13 protein-coding genes are annotated in these 11,557 nt (G+C 59.4%); 9 read left to right on the forward strand and 4 right to left on the reverse strand.

Annotated features, from left to right (window positions below; all coding sequences use genetic code 11):
- Positions 1–55: 55 nt before the first annotated feature.
- Complete coding sequence (locus ACYAS9_RS10235; RefSeq protein WP_463568167.1) at positions 56–697, forward strand: oxidoreductase; 642 nt, start codon at positions 56–58, stop codon at positions 695–697.
- Between the two features lie 23 nt (positions 698–720).
- Here the strand turns inward: ACYAS9_RS10235 and ubiX are convergent, their stop codons facing one another.
- Positions 721–1,350: a flavin prenyltransferase UbiX gene (gene ubiX / locus ACYAS9_RS10240; protein ID WP_463568168.1), complete on the reverse strand. Its 630-nt coding sequence runs from the start codon at positions 1,348–1,350 to the stop codon at positions 721–723.
- Positions 1,347–2,696, reverse strand: a complete 1,350-nt coding sequence (gene mpl / locus ACYAS9_RS10245) for a UDP-N-acetylmuramate:L-alanyl-gamma-D-glutamyl-meso-diaminopimelate ligase (RefSeq protein ID WP_463568169.1) — start codon at positions 2,694–2,696, stop codon at positions 1,347–1,349. The genes ubiX and mpl overlap by 4 nt, the downstream gene beginning before the upstream one ends.
- Before the next feature lie 201 nt (positions 2,697–2,897).
- On the opposite strand from mpl, the gene exaC reads away from it, so the two are divergent.
- The 5 genes from exaC (at position 2,898) to ppa (ending at position 7,397) form a co-directional block, all read left to right on the forward strand.
- Positions 2,898–4,418 carry an acetaldehyde dehydrogenase ExaC gene (exaC, locus tag ACYAS9_RS10250; RefSeq protein WP_463568170.1) on the forward strand — a complete coding sequence of 507 codons (1,521 nt, stop codon included), beginning with the start codon at positions 2,898–2,900 and terminating at the stop codon, positions 4,416–4,418.
- 134 nt (positions 4,419–4,552) lie between these two features.
- Positions 4,553–5,011: a GNAT family N-acetyltransferase gene (locus ACYAS9_RS10255; RefSeq protein ID WP_463568171.1), complete on the forward strand. Its 459-nt coding sequence runs from the start codon at positions 4,553–4,555 to the stop codon at positions 5,009–5,011.
- A gap of 276 nt (positions 5,012–5,287) precedes the next feature.
- On the forward strand, positions 5,288–5,935 hold the full coding sequence (locus tag ACYAS9_RS10260) for a DedA family protein (protein WP_463568172.1): 648 nt from the start codon (positions 5,288–5,290) through the stop codon (positions 5,933–5,935).
- A gap of 4 nt (positions 5,936–5,939) precedes the next feature.
- Entirely contained in the window at positions 5,940–6,767 is an 828-nt protein-coding gene (locus ACYAS9_RS10265) for a M90 family metallopeptidase (RefSeq protein ID WP_463568173.1), read from the forward strand.
- Between the two features lie 102 nt (positions 6,768–6,869).
- Entirely contained in the window at positions 6,870–7,397 is a 528-nt protein-coding gene (gene ppa, locus ACYAS9_RS10270) for an inorganic diphosphatase (RefSeq protein WP_056841849.1), read from the forward strand.
- 110 nt (positions 7,398–7,507) lie between these two features.
- On the opposite strand, the gene ACYAS9_RS10275 is transcribed toward ppa, so the two are convergent.
- Positions 7,508–7,681, reverse strand: a complete 174-nt coding sequence (locus tag ACYAS9_RS10275; protein WP_463568174.1) for a hypothetical protein — start codon at positions 7,679–7,681, stop codon at positions 7,508–7,510.
- 36 nt (positions 7,682–7,717) lie between these two features.
- On the opposite strand from ACYAS9_RS10275, the gene ACYAS9_RS10280 reads away from it, so the two are divergent.
- Positions 7,718–8,437, forward strand: a complete 720-nt coding sequence (locus tag ACYAS9_RS10280; RefSeq protein ID WP_463568175.1) for a S24 family peptidase — start codon at positions 7,718–7,720, stop codon at positions 8,435–8,437.
- 257 nt (positions 8,438–8,694) lie between these two features.
- On the opposite strand, the gene ACYAS9_RS10285 is transcribed toward ACYAS9_RS10280, so the two are convergent.
- The gene (locus tag ACYAS9_RS10285; RefSeq protein WP_463568176.1) at positions 8,695–9,747 is read right to left on the reverse strand and encodes an ADP-ribosylglycohydrolase family protein; all 1,053 of its coding nucleotides are present in this window, start codon (positions 9,745–9,747) and stop codon (positions 8,695–8,697) included.
- A 197-nt stretch (positions 9,748–9,944) separates the two neighbouring features.
- Here ACYAS9_RS10285 and ACYAS9_RS10290 point away from each other — a divergent pair, with 197 nt between their 5' ends.
- Together ACYAS9_RS10290 and ACYAS9_RS10295 are read left to right on the forward strand one after the other, a co-directional pair.
- Complete coding sequence (locus ACYAS9_RS10290) at positions 9,945–10,820, forward strand: WYL domain-containing protein (protein WP_463568177.1); 876 nt, start codon at positions 9,945–9,947, stop codon at positions 10,818–10,820.
- Positions 10,821–10,886: 66 nt separating this feature from the next.
- Complete coding sequence (locus ACYAS9_RS10295; protein WP_463568178.1) at positions 10,887–11,435, forward strand: HD domain-containing protein; 549 nt, start codon at positions 10,887–10,889, stop codon at positions 11,433–11,435.
- Positions 11,436–11,557 lie beyond the last annotated feature (122 nt).

Raw genomic sequence — 11,557 nt, forward strand, 5'->3', positions numbered from 1 at the left:
GCACCGATGCCTGACGCTGGATGTCCTAGGCTGTAAGTATCAAGGGAGAGCCATCATGTACCTGACGCCACAACATATTCTGCTCGCAGGCGCCACGGGCCTTACCGGCGAGCATCTGCTCGACCGGTTGCTCAACGAGCCCACGGTCAGCCGCGTGCTGGCCCCGACCCGGCGCCCTCTTGCCAGCCATATCGACCTGGAAAATCCCATCGGCGAATTGGCCACACTGCTGCCCAGCCTTGGTGGCCGCGTGGACATCGCTTATTCCTGCCTGGGCACCACGATCAAGCAGGCAGGCTCGCAAGAGGCTTTTCGTGCTGTCGATCTCGATCTGGTAGTCGCCTTCGCCGAACGCGCGCGCGCCTTGGGCGCCCGTCATCTGCTAGTGATCAGCGCGATTGGTGCCGATCCGGACTCAAGCGTGTTCTACAACCGCATCAAGGGCGAGATGGAAGAGGCGCTGAAGCGCCAGGGCTGGCCGCAACTGACCATCGCCCGCCCGTCGCTGCTGGTCGGCAACCGCACCGAAACCCGTTGGGCCGAGCAACTGGCCGCGCCGATCGCCAAGCTGCTGCCCGGCAAATACGGCGCTATCGAGGCCTGCAGCCTGGCCCGCGCCTTGTGGCGCCTGGCGCTGGAAGAGCAGAACGGGGTGCGGGTGGTCGAGTCCGATGAGTTGCGCAAGCTGGGGAAATGACCGGGCAGCGTCCAGAGCGCGCTCTATTCGTCACTGCCCATATGGTGCTCGCCCCAGCGCGGCAGCATGTCCTGCGGGATGTTCAGCAGATTGAGAATCCGCGCCACGACAAAGTCCACCAGATCGTCGATGGTCTGCGGCTGATGATAGAAGCCGGGGGAAGCCGGCAGGATCACCGCGCCCATGTTCGACAGCTTGAGCATGTTTTCCAGGTGGATGCTGGAGTACGGCGCCTCACGCGGCACCAATATCAGCGGGCGGCGCTCTTTAAGCGTCACGTCGGCTGCCCGCTCGATCAGGTTGTTGCAGGCGCCACTGGCAATCGCCGACAAGCTGCCGGTGGAACATGGCACCACGACCATCGCGCCAGGTGCGCCGGAACCCGAGGCCACCGGCGACATCCAGTCATCGCGGCCGTAGACGCGAATCTGCCCGGCCGCAGCCCCGGTGTACTCGGTCAGAAAGGCCTGCATCATCGCAGGCTTGGGCGGCAGACGAACGTCCGTCTCAGTGGCCATCACCAATTGCGCGGCCTTGGAGATCAGAAAATGCACCTCGCGGTCTTCGCGCACCAGGCAGTCCAGCAGGCGCAGAGCATATTGCGCGCCGGACGCGCCGGTGACGGCTACTGTGATGCGCTCCGGGCCGCTCATTGCAGCGCCTCGGCCAGTTTGCCGTGCAGGCCGCCAAAGCCGCCGTTGCTCATGATCACCACATGCGTGCCGGGCTGCGCCTGGCTCTTGACCCGGGCAATGATGGCCTCAAGCGAATCACAGACTACAGCCGGCACCGGACACTGCGCCGCTGTGGCGCCCAGGTCCCAGCCCAGATTGGCCGGCGCATACCAGACCACCTGATCGGCCTGTTGCACGCTTTCGGGCAGGCCATCACGGTGTGCGCCCAGCTTCATCGAGTTTGAGCGCGGCTCGATGACGGCGATGATCGGCGCGTCATTGACCTTCTTGCGCAGGCCGTCCAGGGTCGTGGCGATGGCCGTTGGGTGGTGGGCAAAATCGTCGTACAGCGTGATGCCGTTGACCTGGGCAACCACTTCCATGCGCCGCTTGACGCTCTTGAATGCGCTCAGCGCCTCGACGCCCTGGGCCGGCAACACGCCGACATGACGCGCCGCCGCCAGCGTCGCCAGGGCATTGGCCACGTTGTGCTGGCCGGTCATTGGCCACTCGACGGTGCCTTGCACCTGATCGTCGAACAGCACTTCAAAGCGCGATCCGTCTTCGCTGAGCAAGCGGGCCTGCCATTGGCCGCCGGCACCGGTGGTCTGCACCGGCGTCCAGCAGCCCATTTGCACCACGCGCTGCAAGGCCGGCTCCGTGGTCGGATGAATCACCAGGCCTTCACTCGGGATGATGCGCACCAGGTGATGGAACTGGCGCTCGATGGCGGCCAGGTCAGGGAAGATGTCGGCGTGATCGAACTCAAGGTTGTTGAGGATCGCAGTGCGTGGGCGGTAGTGAACGAACTTGGAGCGCTTGTCGAAGAAGGCGCTGTCGTACTCGTCGGCCTCGACCACGAAGAACGGCGTATCGCCCAGACGGGCCGACACGGTGAAGTTCTGCGGAATACCGCCGATCAAGAAGCCCGGCGCCATGCCGGCGTGCTCAAGCACCCAGGCCAGCATGCTGCTGGTGGTGGTCTTGCCATGCGTGCCGGCCACGGCCAGTACCCAGCGGCCTTGCAGCACATGGTCGGCCAGCCATTGCGGGCCCGACACATACGGCAAGCCACGGTTGAGCACGTATTCCACGGCAGGATTGCCGCGCGACAGCGCATTGCCAATCACCACCAGATCCGGCGCGGGCTCCAGCTGTTCAGGGTCATAGCCCTGGGTCAGCTCGATGCCCTGCGCCTGCAACTGCGTGCTCATCGGCGGGTAGACGTTGGCGTCGGAACCGGTGACACGATGCCCCAGTTCCTTGGCGAGGACCGCCAGCGAGCCCATGAACGTGCCGCAGATACCAAGAATATGAATATGCATGACCACCTCGAAAATCGTTGGCGCAGGTTAGCCCAGAGGCGCTGAAACCGCACCCTGTGTTTATGCGCTGTATCGACACCTTCTACGCCTAAAGTTCATCTGCCGGCCCCGTGTTTTTTGGCCTACGCTTGAAGACTGCATGAATAAAACACTCAAGCGACAGTCACAGAACAAGAACGAAACTGCTCAGGAGGCAATACCATGCGTTACGCTCATCCCGGTACCGAAGGCGCCATCGTCAGCTACAAGGAGCGCTATGGTAACTACATCGGCGGCGAGTTCGTCGCGCCGGTCAAGGGTCAGTACTTCACCACCACCTCGCCGGTCAACGGCAAGCCTATCGCTGAATTCCCCCGCTCCACTGCCGAAGACGTCGATAAAGCCCTCGATGCCGCGCATGCCGCCGCCGATGCCTGGGGCGCCACATCCGTACAGGCCCGTTCGCTGGTGCTGCTGAAGATCGCCGACCGTATCGAAGCCAACCTGGAAGTCCTGGCCCTTACCGAGACCTGGGACAACGGCAAGGCCATTCGTGAAACCCTCAACGCCGACATTCCACTGGCGGCCGACCATTTCCGTTACTTCGCCGGCGCCCTGCGTGCGCAAGAAGGCAGCGCCGCCGAGATCGACGGCAACACCGTGGCGTATCACATTCACGAACCGCTGGGCGTGGTCGGGCAGATCATCCCGTGGAACTTCCCCATCCTGATGGCCGCCTGGAAGCTCGCCCCGGCGCTGGCGGCCGGCAATGCCGTGGTGCTGAAACCTGCCGAGCAGACGCCACTGGGCATTACCGTACTGCTGGAGCTGATCGGCGACCTGCTGCCGCCCGGCGTGCTGAACATCGTCCAGGGCTTTGGCCGCGAGGCCGGTGAAGCGCTGGCCAGCAGCAAGCGCATCGCCAAGATCGCCTTCACTGGCTCGACGCCGGTCGGCTCGCACATCATGAAACTGGCGGCGGAAAACATCATTCCGTCGACCGTCGAACTGGGCGGCAAATCGCCGAACGTGTTCTTCGAAGACATCATGAGCGCGGAACCGGAGTTCATCGACAAGGCCGCCGAGGGCCTGGTGCTGGCGTTCTTCAATCAGGGCGAGGTCTGCACTTGCCCGTCCCGCGCACTGGTGCAGGAGTCGATCTATCCGCAGTTCCTTGAAGTGGTGCTGAAAAAGATCCAGAAGATCAAACGTGGCGACCCGCTGGACACCGACACCATGGTCGGCGCACAGGCCTCGCAGCAGCAGTTCGACAAGATCCTGTCGTATCTGGAGATCGCCCGTGAAGAAGGCGCCGAGCTGCTGACCGGCGGCAAGGTCGAAGCGCTGCAAGGCGATCTGGCCACGGGTTATTACATCCAGCCGACGCTGCTCAAGGGCACCAACGCAATGCGCGTGTTCCAGGAAGAAATCTTCGGCCCGGTGGTCAGCATTACCACCTTCAAGGACGAAGCCGAGGCGCTGGCGATTGCCAACGACACCGAGTTCGGCCTGGGTGCCGGGGTCTGGACCCGCGACATCAACCGCGCCTATCGCATGGGCCGCGGCATCAAGGCAGGCCGCGTATGGACCAACTGTTACCACCTGTACCCGGCGCACGCAGCCTTCGGCGGCTACAAAAAGTCCGGTGTAGGCCGTGAAACCCACAAGATGATGCTCGACCATTATCAGCAGACCAAGAACCTGCTGGTGAGCTACGACATCAACCCGCTGGGCTTTTTCTAAGCCCGGCTGTAATCGCCCTGCCAATCCGGAGCGGTCTGACAAACCGCTTTAGATTGCGCTTTCTAAAGCCAGCAGGCAGCATCGGAGCGTTGCCAAAAATGCGCATTAGCCCATAGCGAAGTTGAGGCCTACCCATGCGGATCATCAAAGCCACGCTGGAACACCTGGACCTGTTGACGCCGTTGTTCGTGAAATATCGCGAATTCTACGGTGAGCTGCCCTTCCCGGATTCGTCACGGGACTTTCTTGAAAAACGGCTGCGCCGTGACGAGTCGGTCATCTATCTGGCGTTGCCCGTTGACGATGACAGCAGACTGCTCGGCTTTTGCCAGCTGTATCCGAGCTACTCATCGCTGTCGCTCAAGCGCGTGTGGATTCTCAACGATATCTACGTCGCCGAAGACGCTCGCCGCCAACTGGTGGCCGATCACTTGATGAAACATGCCAAGAAAATGGCCAAAGAGACGCAGGCGGTGCGCATGCGCGTGTCGACCAGCATCGACAACGAAGTGGCGCACAAGGTCTACGAATCAATCGGTTTCAAAGAAGACACCCAGTTCAAGAACTACGTGCTGCCCATCAGCGAGGGCTGATGGCGGCCTTCGATAGCCACCCGTTTGTCGACTTCGGTTCGCCCGGCCAAGGGCGAACCCTGGTCGGTTGCCTGTTCTTTTGCTTGCCACACCGCCTTGCAACGCTGGACCGAGCCATCAGGATTCGGATCGCCTGCATCAATCTGTAACCACCCCTCACATCTCGTTACGCCCTATTCGCCGGTTCTGCCTCTATAATGCCGCGCGTCTGCTCTCGTCGTTCTATGTGTTATCGACATCGGCGGTCACAACCACGCTGATTGCCCAGGTACTCAAATGGATTTCAACCCGCTTGACCTCATCCTGCATCTCGATGCCTATCTCGACCTGCTGGTAACCAATTACGGTGCCTGGATCTACGCGATCCTGTTTCTGGTGATCTTCTGCGAAACGGGCCTGGTGATCATGCCCTTCCTGCCGGGCGACTCGCTGCTGTTCATCGCCGGCGCCGTGGCCGCAGGTGGCGGCATGGACCCGGTATTACTCGGCGGCCTGTTGATGCTTGCCGCGATCATGGGTGACAGCACCAACTACGTCATAGGCCGGACGATGGGCGAAAAGCTCTTCAATAATCCCAACTCGAAGATCTTCCGCCGCGATTACCTGGTGCGCACTCATATGTTCTATGAGCGCCATGGCGGCAAGACGGTGACCATGGCGCGCTTTCTGCCTATCCTGCGTACCTTTGCGCCCTTCGTCGCCGGCGTCGCGCACATGCCTTACCTGCGCTTTTTCACCTTTAGCGTGCTGGGCTCGATTCTGTGGGTCGGCAGCCTGGTGACCCTGGGCTATTACTTCGGCAACGTACCGTTCATCAAGAAGCACCTGACCCTGATGGTGCTGGTGATCATCCTGCTGTCGCTGCTGCCGATGCTGATCGGCCTGTTGCGCGGCCGCTTCAGCCGCTCGGCGCAAGTACGCTGAGGCCGTGTGGTCGTTCGCCAGATGGCGTCGGCAACGCACGCTTGATCGCCACCCGGTACCTGCGGCCCTCTGGCAGCAGGTGCTTGGGCATTTGCCGATCCTTGATGGCCTGAGCGAGGAGCAACTCGTCTGGCTACGCGATGCCAGCGTGTTGTTCCTGCAAGACAAGCACCTCACCTGCCTGCCCGGCGTGGCCTTGAGCGACGAGCAGAACCTGTTTCTGGCCGCCCAGGCGCAACTGCCACTGCTCAACCTGGGTGACCTGAACTGGTATCGGGGCTTTCATGAGCTGGTGATCTACCCTGACGACTTCCTGAGCCCGCAGCGTTATCGCGATGCCAGCGGCATCGAGCATCAATACGATGCCGAGCATAGCGGCGAGGCCTGGTATCAGGGACCGGTCATCCTGGCCTGGGCGGGCGTGCAGTCGGGCGGTGGCTGGGATGCCTACAACCTGGTGATTCACGAACTGGCGCACAAGCTCGACATGCTCAATGGCGATGCCAACGGCCTGCCGCCGCTGCACGGCAACATGCGCATCAGCGACTGGGCCAGTGCCATGCAAGGCGCCTTTGACGACCTCAACCGCCAGCTCGACAACGACCCGGATGCCGAAACCGCCATCGATCCATATGCGGCTGAAAATCCTGCCGAGTTCTTTGCGGTTACCAGCGAGTATTTCTTCACCGCGCCGGACATGTTGCACCAGGCTTACCCTGCGGTTTACGAGCAACTGCGATTGTTCTACCGCCAAGACCCACTGGCCCGGCTACAGAGCCTGCAACAGCTCGACCCGGCCTACCAGCAAGACGCCTCTACGCCTGATGGATAATGCCCTGTGCGTGGCAACACCCTTGGAATATGCCTATAATCCGGGCCACTTTTTGGCGGTTTGCGCCAAAACCTGTCTGTTCAACTATGGGGACCAAGTCCAATGAGCTACAGCAAGATTCCGGCTGGCAAAGACGTGCCAAACGACATCTACGTCGCGATCGAGATCCCGGCCAACCATGCGCCGATCAAGTACGAGATCGACAAGGACACCGACAGCCTGTTCGTTGACCGTTTCATGGCCACCCCCATGTTCTACCCGGCCAACTACGGCTTCATCCCTAACACTCTGGCCGACGACGGTGATCCGCTCGACGTGCTGGTCGTGACCCCGTACCCGGTCACGCCGGGCTCGGTGATCCGTGCTCGTCCGGTCGGCATCCTGCACATGACCGACGACGGCGGCGGCGATGCCAAAGTCATCGCTGTTCCTCACGACAAGCTGACCCAGCTGTATGTCGACGTGAAGGAATACACCGACCTGCCGCCACTGTTGCTGGAGCAGATCAAGCACTTCTTCGAGAACTACAAAGACCTCGAGAAAGGCAAGTGGGTCAAGATCGAAGGCTGGGGCAACGCTGACGCCGCCCGCGCCGAAATCCAGAAGTCGGTCGAAGCCTTCAAGGGCTGATCTGCTTTTGCGGTCGAAGCGTCCGATAACGGACGCTTCGATACTTATTACTCTTCAGCGCCAATCGATTCGCCTCCCGCCTGCAAAAATACGTAGATAAATCACGTTTATCAGCCACTCTTCGTTAAACACCCTGCAACCTGCAGGTTGTCTGGCCCTGCGCGGTACAGCATGTTTATTCTGCAAATCAAAACCCGGTAAATATCCCACACGCCTTGCTTGAAGTTGCCCGCCAACTCATCAGCAATAACCGGAAGCACTGCGCATTTGAACACTTCGTTCATTTAAACGCCGGCACGAGGCTCGTAAACTCCGAGCCCATGAATACATCAGGTGATCGACTACGCACCCTCTTGCGGGAGTGCCATCTCTCCGCAACGGACTTTGCCGCCAACCGTAAGGTCACGCCCCAGCACGTGAATAACTGGTTCAAGCGCGGCATTCCCATGGCACGCCTTGAAGAAGTGGCCGAACTGTTGACCGTCAACGCACGCTGGCTACGCAGCGGCGAAGGCCCCAAACACCCTACGGAACCGGCTAACGAAAACACCGGCGGCGCACTGCCGAACGCGCCAATGCAAGGCCGCCATGCATCGGCACCGGATGTGGAAATCCAGGTGTTCAAGGAAGCAGATTCCGGGCAGAGCACACTGGTCGAAGTGCCCGGGCATAAGATTCGCCTGGCTCTCAAGATGCTGCACAGCATGGACATCGAGCCGAAACAGGCCATCTGCGTCAGGATGACCGGCAACAGCATGGCCGACCGCCTGGAAGACGGCTCGTTGCTGGCCGTCGACCGCGGCACGACACAGGTCATCGATGGTGAAATGTATGCCCTGGAGCACGGTGGCCTGTTGCGTATCCGCTACTTGTACCGCCTGCCCAGCGGGGGATTACGCTTGCGCAGCCACAACAGCCATGAGTATCCCGATGAATCCTTCAGTGCCGAACAGATCGCCCGGCAACCCATTCGCATTCTTGGCTGGATCTTTTGGTGGTCAACCCTTAACCAGCGCAAGAACATTGCTGCAAGCTGCTGAACAGGGGCAATATTGAAGTGACAAAGTGTTTCAGGGCTGGGCTTTGAGAGTGAATGTCAGTATCCTGTGCGCCACTCAAGGCATCGACCCTGGCGTCGATGCCCGACAGCGCGTTTTACACGAACGCCCTGTATCCAGACTAGCGTTCCTTGCGAGCGCACCTTTTGCAGGTGGTTGCGGCTTACCAAAAATAGGCCAAGATCGCCAACGAGAAGCCGGCCACAAGCCGGCTTTTTAATGCCTGCCTGTAACGCTGATCAATCACCGGGATATTCGATTTCAATCCCGTGATCAGACTCCCCTGCTCCGCCCAGGTACACTTTCGGTACGCGCTCGATATCCGTCGCCACCTTTTCGATGACGCTGCGCAACTCCAGTTGATCAAGCCAGCGATCCGGTATCGCCGATACACCGTACTGAATCCCCAACAGATGCCCGGCAATCAAACCGGTGCTGTCACTGTCACCACTGTGATTCACGGCAGTAATGACGCCCTGCTCAAACGAGCTGGCCGACAACGCGCACCAGATGCCAATGGCTAGAGCTTCTTCGGCGATCCAGCCACCACCGAATTGGTCGATTCGGTCCGGGGTTGGCGAGTAGCCTTCGTAGAAGTAGAACAATACTTTTTCGAGGCTGGTTCGCACTTCGTCCATTCCGGGTTTCTGGCCATGGGCGGCGAGGCTTTCGCTCAAGGCATGTTCAAGGCTGACAGTCTGCTCGCTCATGCGCTGCAGGATATCGGCGAACAAACCAGCTGCATGGTAGCCGGCAGGATGGCCATGAGTGAGGCGTCCGGACTCGCTGGCCGTTTCAAAGGCATCGGCAAAAAAGGCACAAGGGGCAACGCGCATGACCGCGCCGCATCCCTTGCTGTTGTTTTCAGCCGCAAAGCCAAGCTGCCGGCTGGCCATGAGGGCACTGACGCAGGTGTTGCCGGGCGCGCGTCGGGACCATAATGCACGCTGCTGAACCAGCCAGCCATTAAGCCTGACAGGTGCCATCGGCTCATGATCCTGAGTGATCAACCAACGCAGCAGTGCATGGTGAATCACTGCTGGAATGTGGCAGATGCCTCGGGAGCAACCACGCACCCAGGCACGCAGCAGTCCTTCGGCGGTAAAGAGCATCATTTGCGTGTCGTCGGTAATAGCGCCCATCACACCATAAGCCGGCCGAAGGTCGACGATTCCGCGGGTACCGAACTTTGCTTCGATGGCTTGCCATCCCAGAAACTCGACCGGAGCCCCCAAGGCATCGCCAACCGCACCGCCCAACAGGCAGCCCTTGATTCGTTCAAGTCGGTTCATGGGTACCCCCTGAGGTGAGCCAGCAGTAGCAACGCGATGACTGCCATCACTGACAACGCGCCGGTCGAAATTACATCCGGTGTCATATCCATTTCCTTGCGTAAGCCTCTAAGACAGGCCTCAGAATATGTATAGTTTGACGACACGTATAGAATGTAGACTTATACAGGTAAACAATTCACGCACATGGAGCGCTCATGAAACGGCAGCAGGACATCAAGCAGGTGCGCTGGGACCTGGCACTACGCTACCGACTGATCGAGACGGTGGCATGGTGGGAAGGCCGGCTGACCACGGTGCATCTGATGCAGAGCTTCGGAATCAGTCGCCAACAGGCCTCCAAGGACATCAACACCTACATCAACGAACATGCGCCTGAAAACCTTACATATGACAAGCAACTGAAGGGTTATGTGCCGGGACCTGCTTTCAGTCCGCGGTTCATCGACAATAGCGCGAGTGCCTATCTGCATCTGCTTTACCAGAACAATGCCCGCGCTCCTCATATAGAGGGTCTTGCGCTGGCCTATGCGCACACCATGGTGCTTGAGGTGCCGGACCGTTCGATCAAGGCCGAGATTTTACGGCCGCTGCTCAAGGCCTGCCGCGAGCATCTGCGCCTGGACATCGAGTATGTGTCGCTGAAAAGCCCGAACCCCGAAGGCAGGACCATTGCGCCGCATACGCTGGTCTATACCGGCATGCGCTGGCATGTTCGCGCCTATTGCGAGAAGAATCGTGGATACCGGGACTTTGTGCTGAGCCGGTTCAGGGGCACGCCTGATATGCGCGATGACAAGACCGATAACGCGATTGAGGCCGATACCGAGTGGAATACCGAGGTGGCCGTAATCATCCAGCCGGACAGACGCCTGGATAAAGCCCAGCAGGCTATTATCGAAACCGATTTCGGTATGCAGGGCGGTCAACTGGTGGTGCCCAGCCGTAAGGCATTGGTGAAGTATGTTTTACAGCGCTATCAGATTGATCACAGGAATCTTGACCCTCATCCTGAGGCGCAGCAGATCGTGGTGGCCAATCTAAAGGAACTCAAGCCGTGGCTTTATGACTGATCGACAAGATCTTGCTTTGCGGTTGTTTTGAGCAGCCCTTTCCAACGCTTTCTTTGGTGATTTCAAATGACCCACAACGATATTCAACAGACGTATAACAAAGCCTGGCTATTCGCATCGCAGGCTCACCTTGGCCAGACGATGAAGGCATCGGAGCTGCCTTATTCCACTCATGTTGCCATGGTCGCCAATGAGCTGATCTTTGCCGATCAGCAAGAGTCGGTGGGTGAACTTGAGATTGCCCTGCCCGCCGCACTTTTGCATGACGTACTGGAGGACACCGCTATCACGCAAGATGCGCTGGCAGAGGTTTTCGGTACGCGGGTTACATCGACAGTTGCCAGTCTGAGCAAAAACCTGATCGTACCGTTTTCCGAAGAGCGGTACCTGCAGGCAATTGCCCTGCATTCCCGTGAAGCTGCTGCAATCAAACTGTGTGATCGCATCACCAATCTGCAGTCAGCTCCAGTAACTTGGACGCATGCCAAACGAGCGTCTTATCTGGTCGAGTCTGGGCATATTCTGCGCTTGCTGGGACATGCTCATGGTTATCTGAGGCAGCGGCTGGTCGACACAATGGCGCGTTATGAGCGGTTGTATGTTGTCGAAGCGTGATGCTTTTCTTCCGCGCAAAGCAAAACCCCCGATCGCAGTGCGATCAGGGGTTCTGGGTTTGAATCTTGACGATGACCTACTCTCACATGGAGAAGCTCCACACTACCATCGGCGATGCATCG

Source organism: Pseudomonas sp. HP_08, assembly GCF_055284095.1.

Excerpts from the sequence above, each read along its gene's own strand:
- ubiX (WP_463568168.1), bottom strand. The coding sequence starts at position 1,350 with ATGAGCGGCCCGGAGCGCATCACAGTAGCCGTCACCGGCGCGTCCGGC.
- ACYAS9_RS10235 (WP_463568167.1), top strand. The coding sequence starts at position 56 with ATGTACCTGACGCCACAACATATTCTGCTCGCAGGCGCCACGGGCCTT.
- ACYAS9_RS10255 (WP_463568171.1), top strand. The coding sequence starts at position 4,553 with ATGCGGATCATCAAAGCCACGCTGGAACACCTGGACCTGTTGACGCCG.
- mpl (WP_463568169.1), bottom strand. The coding sequence starts at position 2,696 with ATGCATATTCATATTCTTGGTATCTGCGGCACGTTCATGGGCTCGCTG.
- ACYAS9_RS10295 (WP_463568178.1), top strand. The coding sequence starts at position 10,887 with ATGACCCACAACGATATTCAACAGACGTATAACAAAGCCTGGCTATTC.
- ACYAS9_RS10275 (WP_463568174.1), bottom strand. The coding sequence starts at position 7,681 with ATGAACGAAGTGTTCAAATGCGCAGTGCTTCCGGTTATTGCTGATGAG.
- exaC (WP_463568170.1), top strand. The coding sequence starts at position 2,898 with ATGCGTTACGCTCATCCCGGTACCGAAGGCGCCATCGTCAGCTACAAG.
- ACYAS9_RS10280 (WP_463568175.1), top strand. The coding sequence starts at position 7,718 with ATGAATACATCAGGTGATCGACTACGCACCCTCTTGCGGGAGTGCCAT.
- ACYAS9_RS10260 (WP_463568172.1), top strand. The coding sequence starts at position 5,288 with ATGGATTTCAACCCGCTTGACCTCATCCTGCATCTCGATGCCTATCTC.
- ACYAS9_RS10285 (WP_463568176.1), bottom strand. The coding sequence starts at position 9,747 with ATGAACCGACTTGAACGAATCAAGGGCTGCCTGTTGGGCGGTGCGGTT.
- ppa (WP_056841849.1), top strand. The coding sequence starts at position 6,870 with ATGAGCTACAGCAAGATTCCGGCTGGCAAAGACGTGCCAAACGACATC.
- ACYAS9_RS10290 (WP_463568177.1), top strand. The coding sequence starts at position 9,945 with ATGAAACGGCAGCAGGACATCAAGCAGGTGCGCTGGGACCTGGCACTA.